General features: G+C 42.2%; 23 protein-coding genes. 15 read left to right on the forward strand and 8 right to left on the reverse strand.

All coding sequences use genetic code 11. The features are described 5' to 3' along the window. Positions 1 to 15: 15 nt before the first annotated feature. Positions 16 to 489 (forward strand): MarR family transcriptional regulator, encoded by a 474-nt coding sequence (locus RMY00_RS10735; protein WP_322647526.1) that lies wholly within the window; start codon positions 16 to 18, stop codon positions 487 to 489. Further along, a complete protein-coding gene (locus tag RMY00_RS10740) occupies positions 455 to 1,723 on the forward strand; it encodes an MFS transporter (protein WP_322647527.1) in 1,269 nt (422 codons plus the stop codon). The genes RMY00_RS10735 and RMY00_RS10740 overlap by 35 nt, the downstream gene beginning before the upstream one ends. 216 nt (positions 1,724 to 1,939) lie before the next feature. Here the strand turns inward: RMY00_RS10740 and RMY00_RS10745 are convergent, their stop codons facing one another. Beyond that, a complete protein-coding gene (locus RMY00_RS10745; protein ID WP_322647528.1) occupies positions 1,940 to 2,404 on the reverse strand; it encodes a hypothetical protein in 465 nt (154 codons plus the stop codon). Between the two features lie 936 nt (positions 2,405 to 3,340). Between RMY00_RS10745 and efeU the strand changes: the two genes are divergently transcribed. The 4 genes from efeU (at position 3,341) to RMY00_RS10765 (ending at position 7,585) form a co-directional block, all read left to right on the forward strand. Further along, positions 3,341 to 4,171 carry an iron uptake transporter permease EfeU gene (gene efeU, locus RMY00_RS10750; RefSeq protein ID WP_322647529.1) on the forward strand — a complete coding sequence of 277 codons (831 nt, stop codon included), beginning with the start codon at positions 3,341 to 3,343 and terminating at the stop codon, positions 4,169 to 4,171. A 30-nt stretch (positions 4,172 to 4,201) separates the two neighbouring features. After that, on the forward strand, positions 4,202 to 5,392 hold the full coding sequence (gene efeO, locus RMY00_RS10755) for an iron uptake system protein EfeO (protein WP_322647530.1): 1,191 nt from the start codon (positions 4,202 to 4,204) through the stop codon (positions 5,390 to 5,392). Between the two features lie 29 nt (positions 5,393 to 5,421). Then, positions 5,422 to 6,681 (forward strand): iron uptake transporter deferrochelatase/peroxidase subunit, encoded by a 1,260-nt coding sequence (gene efeB / locus RMY00_RS10760; protein WP_322647531.1) that lies wholly within the window; start codon positions 5,422 to 5,424, stop codon positions 6,679 to 6,681. A gap of 229 nt (positions 6,682 to 6,910) precedes the next feature. Then, positions 6,911 to 7,585: a VOC family protein gene (locus tag RMY00_RS10765; protein WP_322647532.1), complete on the forward strand. Its 675-nt coding sequence runs from the start codon at positions 6,911 to 6,913 to the stop codon at positions 7,583 to 7,585. 99 nt (positions 7,586 to 7,684) lie between these two features. On the opposite strand, the gene recN is transcribed toward RMY00_RS10765, so the two are convergent. After that, a complete protein-coding gene (gene recN / locus RMY00_RS10770) occupies positions 7,685 to 9,433 on the reverse strand; it encodes a DNA repair protein RecN (protein WP_322647625.1) in 1,749 nt (582 codons plus the stop codon). A 341-nt stretch (positions 9,434 to 9,774) separates the two neighbouring features. Here recN and RMY00_RS10775 point away from each other — a divergent pair, with 341 nt between their 5' ends. Beyond that, entirely contained in the window at positions 9,775 to 11,763 is a 1,989-nt protein-coding gene (locus RMY00_RS10775) for an AarF/ABC1/UbiB kinase family protein (protein WP_322647533.1), read from the forward strand. A gap of 207 nt (positions 11,764 to 11,970) precedes the next feature. On the opposite strand, the gene cysC is transcribed toward RMY00_RS10775, so the two are convergent. From cysC to RMY00_RS10790, 3 genes are all read right to left on the reverse strand, one after another. Then, the gene (gene cysC, locus RMY00_RS10780) at positions 11,971 to 12,531 is read right to left on the reverse strand and encodes an adenylyl-sulfate kinase (protein ID WP_322647534.1); all 561 of its coding nucleotides are present in this window, start codon (positions 12,529 to 12,531) and stop codon (positions 11,971 to 11,973) included. Between the two features lie 119 nt (positions 12,532 to 12,650). Then, a complete protein-coding gene (locus RMY00_RS10785) occupies positions 12,651 to 13,085 on the reverse strand; it encodes a hypothetical protein (protein ID WP_322647535.1) in 435 nt (144 codons plus the stop codon). A 159-nt stretch (positions 13,086 to 13,244) separates the two neighbouring features. Next, the gene (locus RMY00_RS10790; RefSeq protein WP_322647536.1) at positions 13,245 to 16,229 is read right to left on the reverse strand and encodes a valine--tRNA ligase; all 2,985 of its coding nucleotides are present in this window, start codon (positions 16,227 to 16,229) and stop codon (positions 13,245 to 13,247) included. Between the two features lie 58 nt (positions 16,230 to 16,287). On the opposite strand from RMY00_RS10790, the gene RMY00_RS10795 reads away from it, so the two are divergent. Next, entirely contained in the window at positions 16,288 to 16,710 is a 423-nt protein-coding gene (locus RMY00_RS10795; protein ID WP_322647537.1) for a GxxExxY protein, read from the forward strand. Here RMY00_RS10795 and RMY00_RS10800 read toward each other — a convergent pair. Then, on the reverse strand, positions 16,707 to 16,886 hold the full coding sequence (locus RMY00_RS10800; RefSeq protein ID WP_322647634.1) for a hypothetical protein: 180 nt from the start codon (positions 16,884 to 16,886) through the stop codon (positions 16,707 to 16,709). The genes RMY00_RS10795 and RMY00_RS10800 overlap by 4 nt on opposite strands. On the opposite strand from RMY00_RS10800, the gene RMY00_RS10805 reads away from it, so the two are divergent. Then, on the forward strand, positions 16,827 to 18,023 hold the full coding sequence (locus RMY00_RS10805) for an MFS transporter (protein ID WP_322647626.1): 1,197 nt from the start codon (positions 16,827 to 16,829) through the stop codon (positions 18,021 to 18,023). The two genes, RMY00_RS10800 and RMY00_RS10805, sit on opposite strands and share 60 nt — an antisense overlap. 14 nt (positions 18,024 to 18,037) lie before the next feature. Continuing rightward, a complete protein-coding gene (locus RMY00_RS10810) occupies positions 18,038 to 18,994 on the forward strand; it encodes an N-acetylglucosamine kinase (RefSeq protein ID WP_322647538.1) in 957 nt (318 codons plus the stop codon). Positions 18,995 to 19,020: 26 nt separating this feature from the next. Here RMY00_RS10810 and RMY00_RS10815 read toward each other — a convergent pair whose 3' ends face one another. Then, positions 19,021 to 19,761 carry a dienelactone hydrolase family protein gene (locus RMY00_RS10815; protein ID WP_322647539.1) on the reverse strand — a complete coding sequence of 247 codons (741 nt, stop codon included), beginning with the start codon at positions 19,759 to 19,761 and terminating at the stop codon, positions 19,021 to 19,023. A 195-nt stretch (positions 19,762 to 19,956) separates the two neighbouring features. On the opposite strand from RMY00_RS10815, the gene RMY00_RS10820 reads away from it, so the two are divergent. Genes RMY00_RS10820 through RMY00_RS10830 form a run of 3 tightly spaced genes read left to right on the forward strand, consistent with a single transcriptional unit; the run spans position 19,957 to position 23,630 of the window. Continuing rightward, positions 19,957 to 20,304 (forward strand): hypothetical protein, encoded by a 348-nt coding sequence (locus RMY00_RS10820; RefSeq protein WP_322647540.1) that lies wholly within the window; start codon positions 19,957 to 19,959, stop codon positions 20,302 to 20,304. A gap of 7 nt (positions 20,305 to 20,311) precedes the next feature. Then, on the forward strand, positions 20,312 to 22,069 hold the full coding sequence (locus RMY00_RS10825) for an McrB family protein (RefSeq protein ID WP_322647541.1): 1,758 nt from the start codon (positions 20,312 to 20,314) through the stop codon (positions 22,067 to 22,069). After that, positions 22,047 to 23,630 (forward strand): DUF2357 domain-containing protein, encoded by a 1,584-nt coding sequence (locus RMY00_RS10830; protein ID WP_322647542.1) that lies wholly within the window; start codon positions 22,047 to 22,049, stop codon positions 23,628 to 23,630. The genes RMY00_RS10825 and RMY00_RS10830 overlap by 23 nt, the downstream gene beginning before the upstream one ends. Before the next feature lie 449 nt (positions 23,631 to 24,079). Here RMY00_RS10830 and RMY00_RS10835 read toward each other — a convergent pair whose 3' ends face one another. Then, entirely contained in the window at positions 24,080 to 25,348 is a 1,269-nt protein-coding gene (locus tag RMY00_RS10835) for an FGGY-family carbohydrate kinase (RefSeq protein ID WP_322647543.1), read from the reverse strand. Between the two features lie 199 nt (positions 25,349 to 25,547). On the opposite strand from RMY00_RS10835, the gene psaM reads away from it, so the two are divergent. Together psaM and RMY00_RS10845 are read left to right on the forward strand one after the other, a co-directional pair. Then, positions 25,548 to 25,637 carry a photosystem I reaction center subunit XII gene (psaM, locus tag RMY00_RS10840; protein ID WP_040630342.1) on the forward strand — a complete coding sequence of 30 codons (90 nt, stop codon included), beginning with the start codon at positions 25,548 to 25,550 and terminating at the stop codon, positions 25,635 to 25,637. Positions 25,638 to 25,885: 248 nt separating this feature from the next. Then, complete coding sequence (locus RMY00_RS10845) at positions 25,886 to 26,296, forward strand: hypothetical protein (RefSeq protein ID WP_322647544.1); 411 nt, start codon at positions 25,886 to 25,888, stop codon at positions 26,294 to 26,296. Positions 26,297 to 26,343 lie beyond the last annotated feature (47 nt).

Below are 26,343 nucleotides of genomic sequence, written 5' to 3' on the forward strand. Positions count from 1 at the left end.
GAGAACAACAAGCCCATGACCTTGGATAAACCTAATCAAGGTGCAACTTCCGAAGAATGTGCCGCTAGAGTAATGGAAACAGTTCCATTGGTGATGCGGTTTATCCGAGCGGATATGCGTGCCCATAGTGCCGCTTTTTTATCTATACCTCAATTGCGATCGCTAGCATTTATCAACCGGAATCCTGGTGCTTCATTATCTGACTTAGCAGAGCATTTAGGTGTCACCTCTGCCACAGCATCAGCAACCATAGAACGCTTGGTACAACGGGACTTCGTGAAACGGATTGCTCATCCTCAAGAGCGGCGGCGGGTGCTGCTCAATTTAACTGAAGATGGAAAACACCATCTCAAGCAATCCCAAGATCAAACTCGCGCTCATATTACTGAATTGCTCAAAGGTCTTTCAGAAGACCAAATTTCCAACATTGAAGAAGGCTTAACTCTACTAAAAAATGTCTTCGAGAAAACAGAACTCAAAGCCCCATAACTTTGAGGTTGCACAACACGATCCCTTTGCAGCCTTTAAGTTTCGAGACTATCGGCTATTTACCATTGGACGGCTAGTGCTGTTCGTGGGGTCGCAAATGCAAACTGTAGCGATTGGCTGGGAACTCTATGAGCGCACTAACTCAGCGATCGCTTTAGGTGGTGTGGGACTGGCGCAAGTCCTACCGATGATTATTCTCACCTTAATTGCCGGAGATGTTGCCGATCGCCGCGATCGCAAAGTAACTATGTTACTCTCGGTAATGCTGTTAGCTCTCTGCTCCCTAGCTTTAGCAGTACTTTCCTATACTCAAGGCGTAATTTTCCTAATTTACGCCTGCTTAGTATTAACAGGTGTAGCGAGGGCATTTCTCAAACCTGCCAGTGATGCTCTGATGTGGCAGTTGATACCTGTCAGCGCCTTTACCAATGCAGCCACCTGGAATAGTAGTAGCTTTCAGTTAGCTGCTGTTATTGGCCCAGCCTTCGGAGGATTTGGGATTGCGCTGTTAGGAAGTGCTACAGGGGTTTATGTATTAGCAGCGATCGCAGCTTTACTGTGTTTTATTTTAACGCTGGCGATCAAACAGCAAAAAGTCACCCGCAAAACTGAGCCAATCTCCCTTAAAGCACTTGCAGCTGGTGCTAAATTTGTCTGGCAGAATCAGTTGATTCTAGCAGCCATTACATTAGATATGTTTGCTGTATTGTTGGGTGGTGCGATCGCGCTTCTGCCAATTTTTGCCAAAGATATTTTACATGTGGGGCCAGTAGAATTGGGATATCTACAAGCAGCTCACTCCATCGGTGCTTTGACTATGGCCATTACACTGGCGTATTTACCACCGTTACGCAAAGCAGGCCCAGCCTTATTATGGTCAGTTGTTGGCTTTGGGGTTGTCACAATTATCTTTGGACTTTCTCGTTCCTTTTGGCTGTCGATGTTGATGCTGATCCTTGGTGGCGCATTAGATAGTATTAGCGTTGTAATTCGCCATACATTAGTTCAAATCAGAACACCAGATCATTTGCGTGGTCGGGTTGCTGCTATTAATAGCGTGTTTATTAGTGCCTCGAATGAATTAGGCGGCTTTGAGTCCGGCTTGACTGCTGCTTTATTTGGCCCGGTGATTTCTGTTGTGGGTGGTGGAATTGGCACAATTTTAGTAGTGATTGCTACAGCAATGATTTGGCCAGGAATTCGTAAGTTAGGAGCTTTGCAAGAGTATAAATAAATTTAAAATGGAAGTATTAAATGATGGAGTTATATCCACTACTAAGTCTTCCATAGATAATAAAAACCCCACCCTATGCAAGAGCTACAAAATTATAATTGTTATCTCTTGCTAAGATGGAATTTTCTTTAGTGGAAGTTGCATATCGCTTAATTAAGAGGTAGACAAACCCAGAGCTTTAGGATTATGTCTAACTTAATTTTACTAATTGTCACACTAAGCAGTTGGGCTACCACCAATATTTGGTATATTGCCTCCGGTTGGAATACCATACTGAGAAGGATTGAAGCTATCAGCAGTTGGAATACCATACTTAGAAGGGTCAAAGCTATCAGCCGTTGGAATGCCAGAGCTACCTAAACTAAAGCTGCCTTCTTTTGGAATACCATACTTGTCAAAATCGAAGCTGTCAGCCGTTGGGATGCCATACTTAGCAGGATCGAAACTGCCTTCTTTAGGAATTCCATACTTAGCAGAATCGAAGCTTTCAGCCGTTGGGATGCCATACTTAGCAGGATCGAAACTGCCTTCTTTAGGAATTCCATACTTGTCAAAATCGAAGCTGTCAGCCGTTGGGATGCCAAAAGCGCCTCCAGATGCGAAAGGATCGCTGGGTTTGTTGCTAGCCTGACTACCACTATTAACGGTATTACCAAAAACAGAATTTGAATCAGATGCCATTAGAGTTAATTCTCCTATTAGGATATAAATTTTGCTTCATTAATAAATATCAAAAAGCACAATTAAGCTTCATCAGCTTTTTTATTATTTTTTTAATTGCTAATATTAAGCTTTTCTGAGTGAATTACAGGGTGTTTTTATGAAATTTGCTGACTAAAAAACCTGCAAATTACGCTGGTTATGTCAACAAATATAAAAAAATTAAATTATTTTTACAATGAAAAATATTTAGATACTTGTGCCAATTCTTTAGATACTTGTGTCAAATCTTTAGATACTTTTACTACAGGAATTTGCAGGGTAAGATCGTTTAAATTGGTAGAAATCGGACTTGACAAATGGGCATCATGAGTAAAAGATTATTTGAAAAGTTGTAAAGTATACTCAAAACCCCGCTCCCATTCCTCTCCCCAAAAGATCGAGAGGCTTTGAAACCCCCATTCTTTTGTAGGGTGGCTACAATTGTTACCTAAAATCAACTTTAAGAGTTGCGTCCGATCGCACACATATTACACTGTCGATTGGGATATAGAAGATTCTGACGGGCGACAAAATAGGCTGGAAACAACTCCTAGTAATGTGTTGCAGGAGTTCTTTATCAGGAAAGGCAGAAGGCAGAAGGGAATTATGCTTCCTGTCCTCTGTCCGTGACCGGAGCAAACTTGGGTTTAAGACCCCCACTGAACTCTTTCTTGTTCAGTAGCTCCAAGTCAGGAGGGGTCTGAATCCTCTTCTGACTTGTTCCTTCTGCCTTCTTCAATGATTTAGTTGAGTAATAAATTACAGTCTGCAATATTTGACAGACTGTCATTTAAACGCAGAATTGATGCTTCCAGGATTTTAGAGCTTTTTAACTCGGACTTATATACAAATCTTCTCAAGTAAGCTATTATTCTCATGATGATTTGATAGTAATTATAATTAATAAGGTTATTCATGCTTTTTCCCTTCTTGATCATGTTCCGAGAGGGCGTTGAGGCTGCACTTGTCGTGGGTATCATTGCCAGCTATCTCAAGCAAACTGGGCGTACCCATTTGATGAAGTCAGTCTGGATTGGCATCGCACTAGCGACTTTTTTTTGTCTAGTTGCTGCAATAGTTTTGCAAATAAACAGCCAGGATTTTCCCCAACAAGAACAGGAATTATTTGCAGCTATAATTTCCATCGTTGCAGTTGGGGTTCTCACCTGGATGGTTTTCTGGATGCGCCGTGCTGCTCGTTCTATTAAAGGCGAGTTACAGTCCCAAATTGAAACTGCCATTCAGTCGGGGGATAAATGGGGACTAGCGCTGGTGGGGATGGCATTTTTTGCTGTGCTACGCGAAGGTTTGGAAACAGTAGTGTTTCTACTAGCAACGTTCCAACAAAATTTGGGAATTCAAGCTCCCGTGGGGGCATTATTTGGATATGCAGCCGCAGTAGCCGTCGGTATAGGCATTTATCAAGGTGGTATCCGCATCAATCTGAGGCGATTTTTTAAATGGACGGGAGCGTTTATTATCCTGGTTGCTGCTGGACTCTTATCAAGTGGTGTGAGAGCTTTCCATGAAGCTGGAGTGTGGAATTTACTGCAAACAGTGGTATTTGATGCTAGCGGGGTACTTCCCAATAACGGGTTTATAGGTTCACTTTTGGTGGGATTTTTTGGATATAACGATGCCCCCACAGTTAGCGAGGCGATCGCCTATTTTGGCTATCTAATTCCTACCATGTTGTTGTTTTTGGGGGATAACGCCAGACAGAGGAATACGGCAAGGCATTCTTAACTAGTTGAATAATTTTTAGGAAATACAACAATGAAAAATTTTTTAAAGCACTCAACAATTATCTGTCTAATTGCCTTGACAGTAGCTGCTTGTGAATCCCACAAGTCAAGCGATAGTTCCGGGAGCAATTCTCCAGTCGCTAAAGTAGCTAGTGATACCTCTGCAAACAATCCTGCGGAAACTGCTTTGACTGTCACAGATAAAGGTTGCGAACCCAATCAGCTAACAGTAGCATCTGGGCAAAACAGCTTTGTGCTTACCAACAAAAGCAGCCAACCCTTGGAATGGGAAATTTTGTCTGGGGTGAAAGTTGTTGAAGAACGGGAAAATATTGCTCCTGGCTTCGTTCAAAAACTCAAAACCAATCTAGAACCAGGTGAATATGAGATGGCTTGTGGTTTACGCAGCAATCCCAAAGGGAAGCTGACTGTGAAAGCAGGAGTTGGAGATTCGCAAGCCAAAGAGACTGTAGATCAAGGTAAATTAGTAGGTGCGATCGCAGAATACAAAGTCTACGTCACTAAAGAAACTGACCAACTAGTGGCAGACAACAAGACCTTTACCGATGCCGTGATTGCTGGCGATCTTGCTAAGGCTCAGAAACTCTATGCCTCTACCCATGTCCACTGGGAACGTGCAGAACCGATAGCTGAACTGTTCTCCGATCTCGATAAAACGATGGATTCCCGTGCTGATGACTTTGCTAAAAAAGAGGCCGATCCACAATTCACTGGATACCATCGCATAGAGAAAGCTTTATTCCAAGACAAAACTACAAAAGGCATGAAACCTTTTGCCGAAAAGCTACAGAAAGATGGACTAGAGCTACAAAAGCGCATTGCTACCTTGACCATTGAACCGAAAAATATGGTAGGTGGTGCTGCTGACTTGATTGAAGAAGTGGCTGCTACCAAAATTTCTGGAGAAGAAGACCGCTACAGCCATACTGACCTCTGGGATTTCAGTGCTAATGTAGAGGGTTCTCAAAAGATTGTGCAGTTATTGCGCCCCATCATTCAAAAAGCCAACCCTGAACTACTGGGACGTGTGGATACAAACTTCACCAAAGTTAACCAAGGACTTGCTAAATACAAAACCCCTGATGGTGGTTATGCTACCTACGACAAGGTGAGTGAAACAGACAAGAAAGACATGAAAACAGCGATCGCTGCTCTTTCTGAAGATTTGTCTCAGTTACGCGGCACTCTAGGCGTGAACTAATTTATCAATAATTCCTAGAGGAGTAAACTATGTCTAGTTCGGAGCAACCAAGTTTACGCATAACTCCCCGGATCGGTCGTCGTGATTTGCTCGTTGGCATGGCGGCAGCCGGTGGAGTAGCAGCTTTGACCAGTTTGGGTTATCGCACTCTTTTAAAACCTGCCGAAGACCCATCTGAAGAAACTGTGCCATTTTTTGGTATTCACCAAGCAGGTATTATCACCCCTGTTCCGGCTTCGGCGCTGATGGTGGCATTTGATACAACTGCTAAAACCAAAGCGGATTTGGTGCGCTTATTTCAAACCCTCAGCGATCGCATTCAGTTTCTCATGGCAGGGGGAACGCCTAAGCAACGCGACCCCAAATTTCCACCCAATGATTCGGGAATTCTTGGGTCTATAGTAGTTCCCGATAACCTCACCATTACCCTAGCAGTGGGTGAGTCACTGTTCGATAACCGTTTTGGACTTGGCAACTCGAAACCCAAGCGGTTAGATACTATGCCAGGTTTTGCCAATGACCAACTTGACCCAAATTTGTGTCATGGAGATATACTGCTACAATTTTGTGCCAACACAGAAGAAGCGAACATCCACGCTTTGCGGGATATTATTAAGAATCTGCCTGATTTGATAACTTTGCGTTGGCAAATAGAGGGGTTTCTACCACCCAATACTCATAAAAAGCTTGGCAAAACCACGGTACGGAACCTACTTGGTTTCAAAGATGGCACAGCAAATCTAGATGCTAGCGATGAAAAGTTGATGAACCGGATTGTTTGGGTACAGCCAAACACCGACGAACCAGCTTGGACAGTCGGGGGAAGCTATCAAGTTGTGCGGGTAATCCGCAACCTTGTCGAACGTTGGGATCGAACACCATTACAGGAGCAACAGACAATTATTGGACGCAGTAAGGACTCTGGCGCACCTTTGGGAATGAACCACGAGAAAGATATTCCCAATTATGCCAAAGACCCTAAAGGTCAACAAATTCCCCTAGATGCCCATATCCGCCTTGCTAATCCTCGCACATCAGAGTCGAGTTTGATTCTGCGGCGTGGTTTCAATTATTCACGCGGGTTTGACAAAGCTGGACAGTTAGATATGGGTTTGTTATTTGTCTGTTTTCAAGCTGATTTAGAGAAGGGGTTTGTGACAGTGCAAAATCGTTTGAAAGGAGAACCTTTAGAGGAGTATATTCGCCCCATTGGTGGTGGATATTTCTTCGCCTTACCTGGGATTAAAGCTGTTGGAGGTTATCTTGGTCAGTCATTACTAGAAGCGTAGATTTATCTTTAATTTTTTATTTTTTGACGGTGGTTAACAGCTTGTAATAACAGAGATTCTGCAAATGCGATCGCATTAGTTGCGTATTTACCACCAGGTAACTGCACTTTTCGCGCTTAATAGTTACTGCGATCGCATCGCAGGTACTTGAGATTAACTCAAAAAAATCTTAGTTATGATGGTAGATATAAGCTCTGTTTCTAAGCCTCAATTTTGAACCGTAAGTATTATGAGCAATAACTTTCCAGCAGACGCGGCAAAAGATTTTAACTTAGCCGAGACTTCCATGAACAAGGAGTCACCTTTTGTGGAAAATGATGGATTGCTCTTGTATAAAGATGGGTACAAGACTCCAGAATTTTTAAGCTCATCTTTTTGCATATATCTATTTGGTGAACGAGTAATCGTAGATCACTATGTACTGTTGTTTCCTGATTCAGAAACTCTTACAGACTATGCTAAAACTCTGATCGACTATGATGCCATAATCACCGAAGGCCCAGGAAAATGGCCTGATGATTTTTGCCCTGAGCAAAACCTATTGCCCGAAGATGCAAGTATGTACTTTCTCTCAGCCTTAATGCCGTCAGGCATGATTTTGGTACTGCTTGCGCCTAACGAACCAGATGAACAGATTGCTAACTTATTCCAGGAGCAAGGTTTTAATACTGTTCATCACGTTGCTATTCTTGTTGATGATATCTATACAGCAGCAGAGGTATGGCAGCAGAAAGGCTTTATTCCTCTGTCTATGACTCCTCAAGAAGATGGCTCTTTATGCCAATGGTTTTTTCGCAACTGGACAGGGCAAATTATAGAGCTAATCTGCCGCCAACATATTGGTATAGAGACTTTTTCTTGCGAGAATATTGCTGGTTTACGCCTTTCAGAATTGGCAGCCTAAATTTATAATTTGTAATTCGTAATGACGCTCGTTCGCGCAGCGTCTCCCCTTGGGAGAAGACTCGCTAATGCTGCGCTAACGTAATTCGTAATTATTTGGTCAAGTATGCTTGCCATGACGGTGGTTAGCAGCTTGTAATAATAGAGATTCTGCAAAAGCGATCGCGTCAGTTGCAGATTTACCACCAGCTAACTGTGCTAATTCTTCCCGGCGAGTGTTTAAATTATCCAAGGTAGTAACTCTGACAACGGTACGCTGTTCGGCGTTGTCATTGCTGGCTTTTTTACCTTTGCCTTGATTGATAGTTTGCTTATCTACGCGGAAATGGCGATCAGCCATCGCGGCAACTAAGGGCTGGTGGGTAACACATAATACTTGGTTGCGTTGACTTAGCTGGTGTAATTTTTCCGCGATCGCTTGGGCGACTCTTCCCGAAACCCCGACATCAATTTCATCAAATACCATTGTCCCAGCCGCATCAACTTGTGAAAAACAAGCTTTCAGCGCCAGTAAAAAGCGGCTCATTTCCCCACCAGAGGCAACTTCTGTTAAAGGTTGCAGTGGTTCTCCAGGGTTGGAACTAAACATAAAAGTAATTTTATCTGCTCCCATAGCAGTTGGGAAAGCTGGTAATATTTCAACCAAAAATTTCACCTTTTCCATAGCTAGGGGCTTGAGTTCAGCTATCAAACGTGACTCTAAATTAGCAGCCGCTTTACTCCGCAATTGAGTTAACTGATTACTTGCTTGGGTAAGTTTTTCAAAACACGCCTTTTCTTGCTGTTCTAAGTTTTCGATAGATTGTTCGCTGTCATTAAGTTGGGCTAATTCCCCTTGGATACGCTGGTAATAAGCGATCGCTTCTGTAAGTGTCGGCCCATACTTGCGGCAAATTTGCTTTAATTCTTGAATCCGTTCTTCCACCTCTTCCAATCGCTGCGGATCGGCTTCTAATCCATCCCCATAAGCATTAATCTGCCTTCCCACTTCCATTACCGCAGCTTGCGCGTCCCGCACTAATTCTAATAGGGGTTGCAATTGCGTATCATATTCCACCATGTCATTTAATATCGCCTCACTGTCTCCCAATAAATCACCTGCGGCGGGAGTTTCATGATCGTTTTGATACAAAGCTTGATAAACTTTGTAACTCATTTGTTGCAAATCGACGACATGATTCAGGCGTTCCCGTTCTTGTCCCAACTGTTCCAATTCATCAGGTTCGCCCAGATTTGCTGCTCCCAGTTCTTGCACTTGATAGGTGAGCAAGTCAAGTTGTTGTAAGCGTTCCCGTTCTGATGTCCGGCGTTTTTCTAGTGTTAAATTCGCCTGTTGGTAAGCACTGAAGCTAGTGGCGACTTTATGACGCTGCTGCATCAGAGAGTCACCGCCATATAAATCCAACCAATCGCGGACTTGAGCAGATTGTCCCACTTGTACAGTTTGACCTTGGGCGGTGATTTCCACCAAGCGATCGCGCATTCCTCCCATAATCTGCCGATTTACTAACACGCCATTCACCCGCGAGCGACTGCGGATATTACTAGCAGTAGCTGTGATTTCTCGGCTAATAACTACGGAATTTTCATCAAGCAAATCTATTTCTTGTTCAGTTAACCAAGCGGCTAGGGGCGCGTTTGAGGTGAAAGTCGCTTCTACCATCGCCCGACTTGTTCCCGTGCGAATGACTCGACTAGAGACTTTACCGCCCAAAGCGGCATCAATGGCATCCAAGATAATCGATTTTCCAGCGCCGGTTTCACCTGTTAACACATTTAGTCCCGCGCCAAATTCCAATTCCAGTTGGTCAATTAGGGCAAAGTTTTCAATTCGCAGGCAAAGCAACATCAAGCCAAATTCTCCATGAGGGCAGATGCCGGATACTTCCAACTTACAGGATAATAAGTCTCATCTGTGAGCAACTAGCAATACCTAATACGATTGAACTAGTATGCCCGTTTAAGTGTAGCAGACTAGAGGGGAGTAGGGAGTGGGGAGATGAGGGAGATGGGGAGACAAGGGGACAAGGTGACTTAAGTGATAACTTGCAACAAGTCTTTCTCCTTGTCCCTAATTCTCCTTGTCCCCAAGTCCTCTTCACCATGCCCAATGCCCCATTCCCAATTCCCAATTTCTAAACAGATTGTTACAATACTTAATGTGATCGTTCTGACTGGTGGCCATTCTTCATGATTGTTAAGACACTTCCCCCTAGTTCCCGACCGATTCAGGAGGACAGTAGCAACGGCACAACTAGCCGAGGCGAACTGGACGTTATTGATATAGTGCCAGAAGATGGTACATCGAGCTTAGTTGTGCGCTCGCCAAGACTCTTAGCAGCCCAACAGTTGAGGACAACAGCCCAACCTGAGACGCTTTACGATCCTGTGGGTATAGCGGCACATTACCAAAAGAGAAAAGCGCAAGTTCTACGGCGGATTTTCGCCGTGTTGGGGCCGACTCTATCCTTTGTTTTTGGATTGTGGTCGGATAGTAAACGGGGAATTGTCGTCAAAAATGATCGCCGCCGAGCTACTCAATTACGAGTATTGCTGACCAAATTAGGGCCTGCTTACATCAAAATTGGCCAAGCTTTATCCACCAGACCCGATCTAGTTCCTCCGGTATATCTAGAAGAATTAACTAAACTACAAGACCAATTACCGCCTTTTCCTAACGAAATTGCTTACCAGTTTATTAAAGAAGAATTAGGCGCTCCTCCAGAAGAGGTTTACGCAGAACTCTCGGCCCAGCCAATTGCTGCGGCTTCATTGGGGCAAGTGTATAAAGGCAAGCTAAAAACTGGTGAAGAAGTTGCTGTTAAAGTTCAACGCCCCGACTTAAGAGAGGGAATTACCATTGACTTGTATATCTTGCGTAACCTCGCCGCTTGGGTGCAGAAAAAGGTCAAACGGGTAAGAAGTGATTTAGTTGGGATTCTTGATGAATTAGGCGATCGCATTTTTGAAGAGATGGATTACATCCATGAAGGCGAAAATGCCGAGCGATTTTTCGAGTTATACGGTCATATAAAAGACGTATATGTACCGAAAATTTACTGGGAATACACTAATCGCCGCGTCTTGACGATGGAGTGGATCAACGGCACTAAATTAACCCAGACAGAAGAAATTAGCGCCCAAGGTATAGATGCTCGTTATCTAATTGAAGTGGGTGTGCAGTGTTCCCTGCGCCAGTTACTAGAACATGGATTTTTCCATGCAGATCCCCACCCTGGTAATTTGTTAGCAACAACCGATGGTAAGTTAGCTTATCTCGACTTTGGCATGATGAGCGAGATTAAGCCACCACAGCGTTATGGTTTGATTGAAGCGATCGTCCACGTCGTCAACCGCGACTTTGAAGGATTAGCAAAAGACTACGTTAAATTAGATTTTTTATCGCCAGAAACCGATTTAACACCAATTATCCCAGCTTTTGCTAGAGTCTTTGCTGATGCCCAAGGAGCCAGCGTTGCCGAACTCAACATTAAAAGCATTACCGATGAACTATCGGCTTTAATGTATGAGTATCCTTTCCGTGTACCGCCCTACTACGCCTTAATTATTCGCTCTCTGGTGACACTCGAAGGTATTGCAATATACATAGATCCCAACTTTAAAGTCCTCAGCGAAGCTTATCCCTACGTTTCTAAACGCCTGTTAACCGATCAAGCACCGCAATTAAGAGCATCATTGCAAGATTTGCTATTTAAAGATGGCAGATTTCGCTGGAATCGCTTAGAGAACTTGTTAAAAAATGCGCGTAATAGTCAAGACTACGACTTTAATTTAGTGCTGAATCAGGGGATAGAATTTCTAGCATCTGAACGTGGTGCTTTTATTCGTGACAAGCTAGTAGATGAATCTGTTAATGGTCTTGATGCTTTAGGTAAAAATGTTTTGCATAACTTCACCTATTTGCTGCGGGAACGCGTTGGGTTAACAGCAGTTAATGAAACTCCGGCGGCGACAGTTGAGCAACAACAAACCCTGGAGCATATCAAACGTATATTAGGTATTCTCCGAGAAACACGAGGCTTTGATCCAATAGAACTTGCGCCCAAAATTGCCCAGTTATTGGTAAATTCAGATGTACAGCGTTTGGGTCAACAAATTGCCAATCGCTTTACGCAAAAGGCTGTAGCCAGGTTAGTTAGGCAATTATTGGCATCTTAGCAAAAGTTATCAAACAGAATTCAGAAGTCAGGAGCCAGAATTCAGTATGAATTCTGAATCGATTTAGCGGATGAATAAACGGGTCTAAAACCCCCTCCAAATCGTAGATTTGGAGGTGTTCAATTCCTGCGCCGATCTGAATCCCCGACTGATTAATTCTGACTGCTGAATTCTGACTTCTGAATTCTTTTTTATTAAAAACTTTCTTTAACTCATAAATAATTCATTACTAGCAACTATATAACCCAACTCTTCCAGCTTTTCTAAGACCTTAGTTGCACTTTGGGTAACACTTTCTTGATTCGTTTTGCATTCGACTTCCGGACGGAGTGGTATTTCATAAGGATCATCAATACCAGTGAAGTGCTTAATCTCCCCGGCTCTTGCTTTTTTATATAACCCTTTTACGTCTCGCTGTTCACAAACTTCTAATGATGCATTGACGTAAACTTCAATGAAAGATGGAATACTTTGGCGCACTTCTTCCCGAATTTCGCGATATGGGGAAATGGCCGAAACCAATACAATTACATTATTTCTGCTAAGAAGATGAGCTACAAAACCAATGCGCCGAATATTCTCTTCTCGATCTTTTTTACTGAAACCCAATCCTTTGCATAGGTTTTGACGTACTGCATCGCCATCTAGAACTTCAACTCTGTATCCCTGTATCCGCAGTTCCTTCTCCACGAATTTACAGATAGTAGTTTTACCTGCACCACTTAAACCAGTGAACCATACTGTCACGCCATACTCTTGTTGTCTCATCTTACCTCCACTGTACACTTCAAATGGCAGACCAAAAAAATGCTTTTTTGGCTAATTTTAGGTCAATAAATACACATTGGAGGGTATCGTGGTTTTATGGACAATACAATTACAAACTTTTAACTTTCCTCTGGGGGATCACCATTTTTGTCGCGTTTGAGGCTTTCTTCTAAGGCTTGAATTTGTTCGCGTCTAGCTTCCAATTCTAAAGAACGCCGCGCTAAGTCTTGGTTTTGCAACGTCAGGGATTGTCGCCAATGTTCTGCTCGTTCTGCTTCGTGCTGCAAAAATTCTGGAGTAATGCCTATGGTGAGATAGCTTTGTACTAGATGGAGTACCCAGTTGGTGGCATCTTCTAGCCTTTCAATGTCGCCTGTAGAGGAAAGTTCTACTAAAACAAGCAAGTTTTCACTCATGACTTTTCCCTTTCCTAGCAGAATGAAAGCCTCTTCTGGAATTATCGCCCACAAGTTATCAGCTTCTTGACGCGCTAACAAGCGTAACTGGTGCTGGTCTAAAAAATCGTTTTTACGCACCTGGGCTAGATATAGCATGAGGGTCGCTTCGCTCCAATTAAAAATTAAAAATTAAAAAATTTTAATAAAATAATAAGTCCCAGAATTGAGATTTGGATCTTGTTAATTAGTAACGGGTAATTGAGAATTAATAATCTCATTACCCATTACAGTTATCCTAAGCCACGCAGGCGATCGCTACGACAACCCCTTCAGACGCTCGCGCAAAATTTCAGCTTGCTTTTGTGCTTCTGCTAAAGCATCCCGCGCTCCTTGTACCACATCAGCCCTAGCTCTATCTACGAAACTAGGATTGTTTAATCTGGTACTCAGGGATTGAACTTCGGCTTCAGCTTTACTTAAGCTTTTTTCTAGCTTGGCACGTACAGCTTCAATATCTACCACACCGCTTAGAGGAATTAGCACCTGTATTGTACCAATTACACCTGCGATCGCATTTTCTGTTTCTTGTGGTTGTTCTAATTCTTTCTGCGGAAAAAACTGTCTCCATAACTTTTGTCTAGCTTGAGCAGTTAATAAATTTTGGCTAACAAACCACGCTGTGTAAACAAAACCAATTAGTTCAAAGAAAGTTCCGACGATGGGAATGTCATTAATGGCATTTCCCGCAGCTAAACCTAATCTACCAAAGATAATGGCCACAATAATTAAGCCAATTGTCTTCAAACCTCTTTGAGGTTTTTTCGCAGCAACAGTTTGGTTTGCTTGCTTGTCGATAATAGTTAAAGTCTCAACCTTCGCCAAATCTTTAATATAAGACTGTCCAGCAGTGAGAATTTCCCGCTCTTTCTCACTTTCAGTTTGCAAATTCACTGTCACTTTTACCCCTGGCTTAATATCCGCCTCAGCTCGCAAATTCCGAATTGTGCGAATAGTGGCAATCAGCAATTCAAACTGTTCTTCTAAAGCTGAATCAATTAAGTTTGCATCTACCTGGGGATAGCTTTGTAATGGTAAAGTTTGCGGGGAATCTCCTGATTGTTGGGTGAGAGTTTGCCAAATTTCCTCGGTAATATGAGGCATGAAGGGATGAAGCAGTTTCATAATCCCTTCTAGTGTGTAGCCGAGGGTTTGCTGTGCTACCCGCCGCGATGCTGGATCGGCATCTGCTTGCAATCTAGATTTCACTAGTTCAATATACTGATCGCAGAAATCACCCCAAATAAACTCGTAGAGTCCTTTTGCTGCTTCCCCTAAACCGTAATTATCGATGTAATTAGTGGTTTGTTTAACAACTTGATGATACCGCGAGATAATCCAGCGATCGCTCAATTCTGTGGCTATTGGATTTCCCAATTGTTGAGGTGTCTGTCCATCCAAATTCATCATCACAAACCGGGCAGCATTCCACAACTTGTTTGCAAAGTTGCGGGATGCCTCTACTGATGCTGATTCATCCTTTTTGCGATCGTATTCTAAGCGGATATCTTGACCAGCACCAGCCACTTCTCTAATTAAGGTATACCGCAGGGCATCAGTACCATATTTGTCAATTAATAACAATGGGTCAATGCCATTACCTTTGGTCTTTGACATCTTCTGGCCTTTTTCATCCAGCACCAAGCCATGAATGTAAACTGTTTGAAAAGGCATTTGCTGCGTAAAATGCCCAGCCATCATAGTCATTCTGGCTACCCAGAAAAAGATGATATCAAAGCCTGTTACCAAAGTGGTAGTCGGGTAGTAAGTTGCTAAATCTTGAGTTTGTTCCGGCCAGCCCAAAGTCGAAAACGGCCAAAGTCCAGAAGAAAACCAAGTATCCAGCACATCTGGGTCTTGTTCTAACTTGACATTTTCGCCAAATTGTGATTTAGCTTTTTCCCAAGCTTCGGTTTCTGATTTCGCCACTACAAACGGCGTGTTATCGGTAATTTGTCCATCCGTTTCACTGACAGCGTACCAAGCCGGAATTTGGTGTCCCCACCATAATTGGCGAGAGATACACCAATCAGTGAGTTTTACTAGCCAATCACGATAAACCTTAGTCCAGCGTTGGGGGACAAACTCTGGAGAAGTCTGTTGGTCGAGGAATTCGAGAGTGTTATCAGCTAAGGGGCGAATTTTGACGAACCACTGAGTCGAGAGGAGAGGTTCAATAGGTACTTTACCGCGATCGCTGTAGGGAACGGTATGCTTATAATCTTCTATCTTCACCAAAAAGCCATCTGCTTCTAGGCGAGAAACCACATTTTTTCTAGCAACAAAGCGGTCTTGTCCTTGAAACTCCCCAGCATTGGCGTTGAGAGTGCCGTCTTTGTTCATAATGTTGATAAACGGCAGATTGTGACGCTTACCCATGTCAAAATCATTCAGGTCATGGGCGGGAGTTATTTTCACGCAACCCGTGCCGAAAGTGGGATCAACATATTCATCGCCAATGATCGGAATTTCTCGTTGTAGAATTGGCAGAGTTAGAGTTTTACCAATGAGATGTTTGTAGCGATCGTCATTGGGATTAACCGCTACAGCCGTATCACCCAGCATCGTTTCTGGTCGAGTTGTTGCCACTTCTACAAAACCGGAACCATCGGTGAGGGGATATCGGAAGTGCCAGAGATTTCCATTCACCTCTTGATTTTCCACTTCCACATCAGACACCGCCGACTGGGAAGCAGGACACCAGTTAACTAAATATTCACCACGATAAATTAAGCCTTCTTCGTAAAGGCGAGTAAATGCCTCGACAACAGCTTTAGATAAACCCTCATCCAGAGTAAACCTTTCCCGTGACCAGTCCACCGAGACACCCAAGCGGCGTAGCTGATTCAGAATCGTTCCCTCAGACTCCGCTTTCCATTGCCAAGCGCGTTCTAGGAATTTCTCGCGCCCCAATTCGTAGCGAGTTTTACCCTCTTTTTTGAGTTGCTTTTCCAGCATAGTATGCACAGCTATGCTGGCGTGGTCAGTTCCGGGTAGCCACAGGGTATTACGTCCCTGCATCCGGTGGTAGCGCACGAGGGTATCAATCAAGGAACTTTCAAATGCGTGACCCATGTGTAAGCTGCCGGTGACATTTGGGGGGGGAATGACGATGCAGTAGGGTTCGCCGCCTTTGTTGGGGTCAGCTTTGTAAACTTGGTTGTCTTCCCAGAATTTTTGCCACTTGGCTTCGGTGGAAAAGGGATCGTAGAGACTGGGGAGATTGGGAATGGTTGCGGTCATGCTGGGCAAACTAAGGAAGGACTTTAATAAATTTTGCCATAGGGTTGGAGAGGGATTGATGGAAACGAACCGCGAAGGCGCGAAGTACGCCAAGAGAAGGGAGCCAAGTGAGGAGGTGGATGGATTAGTTTATGCTGTGATTGGGGCGGCGATTGAGGTGCATCGGGTGTTGGGGCCAGGGTTTTTGGAGGAGGTGTATAAGGAGGCGCTAATTATAGAATTTTTCAGGTGCGGGATATCTCATTTGGTTGAGAAGTCGGTAACAGTAAATTACAAAGGACATGAAGTAGGCAAGGGTAGATTAGATTTTTTGGTTGCTAATTGTCTAATTGTGGAATTAAAAGCTGTCCAAAATTTAGCCCCTATCCACGAAGCTCAAGTCCTCTCCTACCTTAAAATGACTCATTACCCGCTAGCCCTCCTCATCAACTTTAACGTCCCTCTCCTCAAAGACGGCATCAAACGCATCATCCTCTCTTAATCTTCTCTTGGCGCACTTGGCGTCTTGGCGGTTCGTTCCTCAAACCCATGAAAAATCAAACAACCTCCCCCTGGAAATTCATCCCCACCCTCTACTTTGCCTCCGGCATACCTTACATCATCATCAACACAGTTTCCGTAATCTTTTACAAAAAACTCGAAATAGATAACACTCAAATTGCCCTCTGGACAAGTTTTCTCTATCTACCTTGGGTCATCAAAATGTTTTGGGCCCCAATTGTCGATACTTACTCTACCAAACGCAAATGGATAATTTACACCCAATTTGCCATGTTCTGTTGCTTGAGTTTGATAGCCATCTCCTTACAACTGCCAAATTTCTTTTTCATCTCCCTCGCAACATTAACAATAGGAGCATTTATTTCTGCAACTTATGACATTGCCACCGACGGCTTTTATCTATTGGCTTTATCTCCAGAACAACAAGCCTTCTTTGTCGGCATTCGCTCACTTTTTTATAGACTTGCTGTTATCTTCGGTTCAGGAATATTAGTAGTCTTAGCAGGTCAGTTTGAAGTATATTTCAATAATATTCCTTTAAGTTGGACTATAGCTATTGGCTTCTCAGCTTTAATTTTAGCAATCTTGTTTATTTCTCATCGCCTATTTTTACCCTTATCTGAGTCAGATAATAAACAACATCTACAGGCTACAAAAATAATCCCCTTTTGGTCAATTATTAGCTCATATTTTGCTCAAAATAAAATTATAAATATTTTAGCATTTATCTTGCTTTACAGACTTGGCGAAGCAATGCTTGTGAAGATAGCCTCTTTATTTCTATTGGACAAACCAGAAGTAGGAGGTTTAGGGTTATCAACATCAGATGTTGGGCTAGTCTACGGGACATTTGGGGTAATATCCCTAATCTGTGGAGGAATTTTAGGAGGCTTACTAATTTCTAGATATGGATTAAAAAAATGTTTATTCCCTATGGCTTTAGCATTGAATTTACCTGATATTTTTTATGTGTATATGGCTTACACTAAGCCTTCACTAACATTAGTGTATCCCTTGGTTTCCTTAGAGCAATTTGGCTATGGTTTTGGTTTTACAGCTTTTAGCGTTTATTTAATGTATATTTGCCAAGGCGAATATAAAACTTCTCATTTTGCCATATCTACTGGCATTATGGCTTTAGGAATGATGTTACCCGGATTAGTTAGCGGTTATTTGCAAAAAGCACTTGGCTATCCATTATTTTTTGTCTTGATTTGTTTGCTGACCATTCCTGGAATGATTGCTCTATTTTTTATACCTTTAAAAGAAGAACCGAAGCATCAAAATAATTAAGATTATTGCAATCCATGAGTTATGTTTTAGGAATAGATGGTGGCGGTAGCAAGACTGTTTGTATCTTGATGGATGATTTGCGTCAGGTGCTAGGTCGTGGTGAAGCAGGCCCAGCTAATTATCAGAGTATAGGTATCGAAGCAACTTTACAATCTATTCAAACAGCGATTAAAAATGCGATTGAGGCAGCAATAATTACAAATTCTGTGAATATTGATGCGATATGTCTGGGTTTAGCAGGTGTAGGTCGTGCAGCAGATATTGAAGTAGTAAAAAGTTTAGTTAAAGAGTTGCAGAAGAACAAATCGCCTATTGATTGGGCGTTAGAACCAGCGAATATTGTAATTTGTAACGATGCTTTAATTGCTTTAGTTGGTGGAATTGGTCAGCCTGTAGGAATTGTGGTTGCAGCAGGTACTGGTTCGATAGTTTTCGGACGAAATCATGAAGGACATACTAAGCGAGTCGGCGGCTGGGGATATATTTTAGGAGATGAAGGTAGTGCTTATAAAATTGCGATCGCAGGCATGAACGCAGCATTAAAATCTGATGATGGACGGGAAATATCAACGAGTTTGATAGAGGGTTTCAAACAGCATCTTGATTTGGAAAGTATAGAAGATTTAATAGAAGTAGTATATCGTCGAGAATGGGGAGTTAAACAGATAGCAGCTTTAGCACCAGTTGTAGATTTTGCAGCAGCGTCAGGCGATATAGTAGCGAATATGATAATTGATGATGCTGTAAAAGAGTTAGTAAAAGCTACATCTACAGTAATTGATGCGATTTTTACTGCCGACTCAGTTTTAGAAGTAGTTACAACGGGAAGTGTCTGGCGTGGTAGATGCAATATCCATGAAAGATTTGCAGCATCTCTTGTTAATAAATTTCCTAATGTAAAGGTAATTTTTCCGAGGTATGAACCTGCTTATGGTGCTGGTTTGTTAGCGTTGCAAACAACTCAAAATTGACGCGAAGAAAGCAATAATAGGAGTTTTCACTCTGCAAATATACGCCCCAAGAAAGTTACTATTTCAGCCCAAGCTGCGGTGCTAGCACTAGAATCATAACGATAACCGTCGTCGCGCATGAATGTATGTTCTGCTTCATACAAGAAAACTTGGTGAGGAATGTTAGCATTCTCAATTGCTTTTATTATAGTTTGGCGATCGCTATCTGGTATATGAGGATCAAGAGTACCGAACACCATTAGCATCTCGCCTTTGATTTCACTTACCCTCTGGATTGTATCGGCTACCTCTTTACCGAGTTTACCACTGGGAATCCCAGTAGGGTAACAGCAGACACAAGCGCGAATTTCGCTTTGAAATGCTGCGCGAAAAGCTAAATGTCCACCAATACAAAAGCCGAGAGTACCTATTTGATTTGGAGAAACCGCACTCTCTGTTTTTAGAAATTCAATCACAGCAAGGCAATCGGCATCATAATCAGCTACGGCGGTTCGACGCGCATCGTCATTACCCCGCATCCTTCCAAGATCATCTGGCTCAATTACTGAACCAACTGGTTCTATTCGGTGAAAAATTTCTGGTGCTGCTACTACATAGCCGTATCCTGCTAAGTAGTTAGCTAGACGAATCATTGGATCGCCTAACTGATAAATATCACTGTAGAACACAATACCAGGGTATTTTCCTGCTGCTTTGGGAGCCGCAACATAAACACGCATTAAGCTGCCATCTACTCTTAACTCAACATTGCGCTTAGTGATTTGCACTTTTTTGTCTCCGTGTTACGCTTGCTGTCATTAGCTTTTACACTATAGCGCCGCAGCATCCGGTTACTTTCAAGCTACAATTTGGCGTTCTTTTTTCAGTGAAAGTTTGTTGCGATCACATTTCTAAAGTAGTGAAGTAGTTAGATTTTGTGTAATATGTCACAATAATAATTTTAGTTATCGTTATCAGGTCAAATGACAGAAGTTTTTGTAAATCCAGAATGCCCATTTTCATTAAAAAGTTTTGACCTTCTTGCACAATTAAAGAAACATTCAAGTCAAGATTTTTATTCAAAGCACGAAGAAGATTTTAAAACTTATATTCAACAACCATTTCAGCAGCTATACCAGCTTACTATTGCTCAACTATCAGGTGAAATAATAAAACAACTTCATACAGATATTCAGGAAAATATTTTTTTGTATGAGCCATTTATTGAATATAACTTATTTTTAAAACAAATGGAAACTCAATGGAATAATGCTCACTTTTTTATACGGATTATACCAAATTGGTTTATGGTTTGGCTTGTATATTTCTGAGAAAAGTGTGAATAGACAAAAATTTATTAAAAACATCCAAAATAACACAGCGATTAAAGAAATTCTTCTCCAAAATACTCGAATAGATGGTAAGTTTTCTCTCTTTTCTGAATCTAGTCAGCAGATTAGTAAAATTAATCGTTTAGCTGACTGGTTAAAAATTGTAGCTCGTCAGAAAAGCGCGACTAAGTGTATTCAAGTTACTAATTATATTACATCTTATCAAGTATTAAATTTTGACTATCAACAGCTAGCTAATGAAATAAAACAGCTATTTGAAGGAATTTTCCCTTTATTTTTGGTTGCAACGTGTGATGAACCAATTACAGCTATTGAAGAATATTTACATCAAACTAATATAAAAAATGGTAAATATTACTGCCGACAAGGAGTGAATAAATATCAAGAAGGAAACTACCAAGATGCTATTAAACAATTTGATATAGCTTTAGAGCAAGCTCCAAATATAGCAGATGCTTATAGATACCGAGGAAAAGTAAAAGCTGAATCAGGATATACTGACGATGCTATATATGACTATAATTATTTACTACTGATTCAACCTAAAAATTACGAAATTTACGATGAGCGAGGTAATATTTACTATAAGCTTGAAAATTACGATAAAGCCCTTAATGATTATAACCAATCTTTACATATTAATCCTAACTTTGCCTTGGCATATTACCATCGAGGACTTACATACTTAGAACTCGAAAATCAGCAAAAAGCTTTTGAGGATTTATGCAGAGCTACAGAATTATTTGACAAGGAAAAAGACGTGGATAATTACGAAAAAGCACAGCGTATCCTCAAAACTATTTATCCAAACTATTGTGAACCTTTGTTTACAGAGATTAGTCAGAATATCCGCTCTAAAGGTCTGCGTATTTCTGAAAGTATCTTGCGACGCTACCATTTAGCCCTTAAAACCAGAAAATTTGTAATTCTTTCAGGAACTAGCGGCACTGGCAAGACTTGGCTTACCAAAGCTTATGCTGAAGTAGTAGCGGCTGAATACCTTTTAGTTCCTGTGGCTCCTAATTGGACTACTAACGAAGATTTGCTCGGCTACTTCAATCCAATGGATAAAGAATACCATTACACTGCATTTAGCCATTTTTTAGAAAAAGCGGCTCAAGAGTACGAACAAGCTCAAACAGAAAAACGCACCCCCAAACCTTACCATTTAATCTTGGATGATATGAATTTAGCACGGGTAGAGTATTACTTTGCCAAGTTTCTCTCAGTGATGGAAGTTAGGATGCGTGAAGGATTAGTCCAAATTGAACTTGCATCCGAGAAACAAATTTTGCTACCACCTAACCTTTACTTTATTGGCACAGTTAATGTAGACGAAACTACTCATAATTTTGCTGACAAAGTTTATGATCGAGCGCAAATGATAGAACTTGAGGTTTGCCGTAATGATTTATTTGAGCATTTAGGTGAAGTTGACTATCGTGAAATTTTAATGGAAGTTTGGGATAATCTGCATCTAGTAACCCCATTTGCTTTTCGTGTTTTAGATGAAATAAACAACTATGTGAATGAAGCTAAAATTTTGGGTATTTCTTGGGAAGAAGCTTTAGATGAACAGTTGTTACAGAAAATTTTGCCCAAACTAAAAGGTGCTGATGATAGGGTGGGAGAAGCCCTTAAGGCATTTGTTGATATTGCTGAAAATAAATTTAATCTAAGCCACGCTAAAGCTAGCAAAATGCTAAAAACATTTGAACAACATGGATTTACCTCCTACTTCTAAACTGAGTTTTCTTAGCCGCGAAGGCGAGATTATAGCTGCTCCAAGTGAGTGGCAACCTGCTTGGTTGGAAGTTAATGTACCTCAAGAAAAATTACAACAAACACGGCTTTGGCTTCAAGATAAAAAACTCCCGCTCTTGGTAATGGATTTGAGTGGAAAGTTTCGAGTACTAGCTGAGTGGCCTCGCTCAAACCCTGGTTACTACCAACTGCGACTTGAGTATCAAAATGAGATTGAGGAACAGACAATTGCGGTTTGGCCTCAGAAAATTAGTCGTGAAGCTTTTGCTCAGATGCTAGAGGATCTTGATTCTCGTCTGCCAACCTCAGTAGCGATAGGCTTACAGCGTACCGGGGCTTTAGCTGGTCTGAAATTACCACAACTAAGTGAAACTACTTTAGCTCAGGAACTACTTCGCTTACGTCGGGCTATTAATGGTGCAGGTAACAGACTAGGGCTGAGTGAGATTTTGAGCCAACTTGCTCGCAATCCTCATCAAATCCTCAAAACTAATGAAATTCGGGTTCGGCAAGATCAAGTCCGCAGACCTCCTCTTGGTGGGCTAGTTCAAGCTTTTTTTCGAGGGCATAACTTGGATGTGAGTGGAAGACCGATTCGCTTACCGGATGTCCGAGTTGAGCATACTGTTAATGTTTATGAAAACCAATTGGTTAGGTTATTTTTTGAGCTTGTCAATCAGAGACTTAGACGAATTCGGCAAGCTTTTGAAGCTGACCCTAAAGGTAAGCCTTTGGAAGAGATTAAGTTTCTGTTTTACCAATTAAAAAAGGCTCGTCAACAAGCAGCTTTTCTCGATGAGGTGAGTCAGCCTAAATATTTGCCCAATCAAATTACGATGGTTTTGTTAAACCGTCCACTTTACCATGCTGCTTTAGAAGGCTATCTAGAATTTATCAGAAGTCCTGCTGTACGTTTGGATGATTCAGACCTTGATGCACCTTTGGAGAATCTCTACAAACTTTACCAAATTTGGGGAACTTTGTGGATAATTGCAACGCTATTGGAAGTAGCTATAGACAAAGGATACAAAGTTGAAACCCAGTGTTTAGTTGCTAGAGATAAAACGGGAGTCTACGTCAGAATTTTACCCAATGGACAACCAGCATTAGTTTTAATTCACCCACAACACAAGACAAAAATTAAGTTAATTCCTGAACGAAGCTATGGCAAAGATGGAGAACTGCGAAGCGCCAGCGTTACATTGCGCCCTGATGTAGCAGTAGAGATCAAACTAGCTAATGGCTCTCAACAAGTTTATTTATTTGATCCCAAGTACAAACTTGAGAGTGAGCCACTGGAAAACACCAGCAACGAAGGAAAGCCTAAAACTGCTGATATTCAGAAGATGCACACTTACCATGACGCTATCCAAAACAGAGAAGGTAGGCAAGTAGTTAATTATGCTGCGATTATTTACCCTGGCTCCTATGTATCTCATTCCAACGCTGAAATTGAGGCTCTTCCAGCTTATCCTGGGGCTGAAAGTATCCTACAGGAGCATCTGCGTCGCGTTCTAAATAAAGCCCTTGAAGTTTCCTGACAATAAACCATCTGGATTTCTGATGTCGGACTTGACGAATCCGGTAAATGGCATTCATGGCTTTCTTTTACCATCACTGCGACTTAATATCCCCAGTGAAAGTTTGTCATGTTTGCCTTAATACACTAAGCATTTCTTCTCTCTGTGCCCTTTGTGCCTCTACGGTAGCCTGCGGCAAACCGCTTTGCGTCTACGTTAAAATAATTGACTTTGACAAAGAGTTTTAGCCTTAACCCAAGCGTATCCCCTCAGAACTCACGCCAATAATTAATGAAGGGGATAGATGACATTCGCTTGTGGCGAAGCACCCATCCCCGAATAGCTGCCCAGATCATGAACCTGGAATCTATAGTCCGGTATCTAATAATCACAGTATCGGCCGAGATATGTAGATTGTCACTGGGATAGATACTGATTTACGAAATACCTACGAAAAGATTGTTACACAATTACTCTTGTTCACCCTTAATTCCGCCTCCCATCGCCAACAGCGCCGTTCCATAAGCTGCTTCTGTGTACACTGACGCGACTACAGGAACCTGCAAATGACGCGCCCTAATCGCAGTCCAAGCTTCATTCGCCGCGCCACCGCCAGCAGTATAAACACGGCTCAATTTGTCTGCGCCCATTTGCTGTAATAATTCATACCCCCGTGCTTCTATGCGGGCAATGCTTTCTAACAACCCATGCAAAAATTCCACTGGATTATCTGGGCGTGGTGACAAACGTGGCTGTAAATTGGGATCATTAATCGGAAAGCGATCGCCTACCTTCAACAACGGATAATAATCTAACTCGCTGGCAATTGAGGCATCAATCTCCCGACTAAGGCTTTCTAACTCAGCGTTTGTGAAAAATTGCTTTAATACTGCACCTCCAGTATTAGAAGCACCACCAGTCAACCATAAATCACCCAACCGATGGCTGTAAATCCCATATCTGGCATCTTCTTGCCGGGTACGACTTAATAACTTTAGTACCAACGTTGAACCAAGGGAAGTCACGGCTTCACCAGGTAATTTTGCCCCACTGGCAAGAAAAGCGGCAATACTATCAGTTGTACCTGCACACACCAGACAATCACGGCGAAAACTGAATTTATCTGCAACTTCAGGACTCAATTCGGCAATTGGAGTACCAGGAGGTAAAACTTTGGGTAGCTGAATCGGTATTTGCAATTCTTCTAGCCATTCTGGGTATTTCAACTCTTCCACGTCATAACCCAGCTTTAAAGCATTATGGTAATCGCTAATACCCAACTGTCCATGTAGGAGAAACGCTAGCCAATCTGCTTGATGCAGGAAATATCTAGCTTCACTAAAAGAGGGTTGTTGCCTCATCCACAAAAGTTTGACCAGGCTGGAGGTGGCACTCAACACGGTATGATTGGCTGGTGCGATATTCTTCAAATCCTCTAGGACAGATGATCCCCGCGCATCGTTGTACAAAAGTGGTGCATCTGTTGGATTGCCAGCAGCATCGACCAGCAAGACGGTGGAGGAAGTACCATTAATTGCGATCGCTTTAATTTCTCGCCGCAATTGCTCAGGTATTTGTTCCACCAGCACAAACAAAGCCTCCTGCCAAATTGTGGGCGTAACGGCGGCTGGTGAGTCCTGGAAGGGATATCGCACCTCAACCTGGATGCTAGCTTCCTCATCAACCACCATACCGCGTGCGCCAGAGGTGCCAAAGTCGATACCCAAATAGAAATCCATAGTTTTATGAATTTTTTTATTAAAGAATTACTAAGGACTACTGACTAATACCTGCTTTTGTTGCATCTTGTAACAAGATATTCCCCAATCTTGGCAAAACAAGGAAAAGTAGTAAACGAACTGTTCAAAATCTATTCAGGTTAGGAGGTTTTCAGCCATGCCTATCTTAGATACTCTGTACATCGCTCAGATATCTTCCATCTCAGATACTCAAGTCTACATCGCTCTAGTTGTAGCCTTGATCCCCGGAGTTCTAGCTTGGCGATTAGCCACAGAACTTTACAAATAAGGCTCCGATGTGACACAGTTAAAAAGCTAATAATCCTGGCAGTACGGGGTGCAATTTCCAGAATTCATGGTCTAAAGCCATTAAGTATCTAGACTTGCACTTACGTAAGCCAGGTTATTTTTTAACTGGTGCAACACTTGTAGCTATTTCAAAAAAATGAAGTAATATGACAGCTAAATCAGCAGTAATTAGCGCCAGAGAGCTTTTACAGTGCTTCCCTTCACTCAGCGAGGTTATTTTTTAGCATCATGAACGCGATTCAACCCTCCAGACCACCGTTACAACCTATACAAAAACGCCGGGTTACTCCTCGACCAAAGCGGCATCTTCGTCAACGTTCTTACCAGGTGATGGCTTTGGAAAGCACAGCCAAAATAGCAGTTAATCTTGTGATTACAGCCGTTGCAGGATCTGCCTTAGCACAACTTCTGCCTTATCATTGGTCACAGCAAGAAAAGTTGCGCGAAATTAGTACTGAAGTCAAGCTGATGGAAGGACATGTCAACAGTTTGCAGGTGGAATTTAGCCGTAACTTCGATCCTCAGCAAACCAAAAGTATTATGCAACAACAAGGATACCGATTTGATCCTAATCAGCGTCGGGTCGTGTTGATGAATCCCGATCGCCGAGAAGATGAACAAACAGAGTCATCACCCTAAGACAAATAGCGAATTTGGGATTATTTAAGTTTCTTGTGATTCAGGCT

Source organism: Nostoc sp. ChiVER01 (assembly GCF_034531155.1).
In the GTDB taxonomy this organism is placed as follows: Bacteria; Cyanobacteriota; Cyanobacteriia; order Cyanobacteriales; family Nostocaceae; genus Nostoc.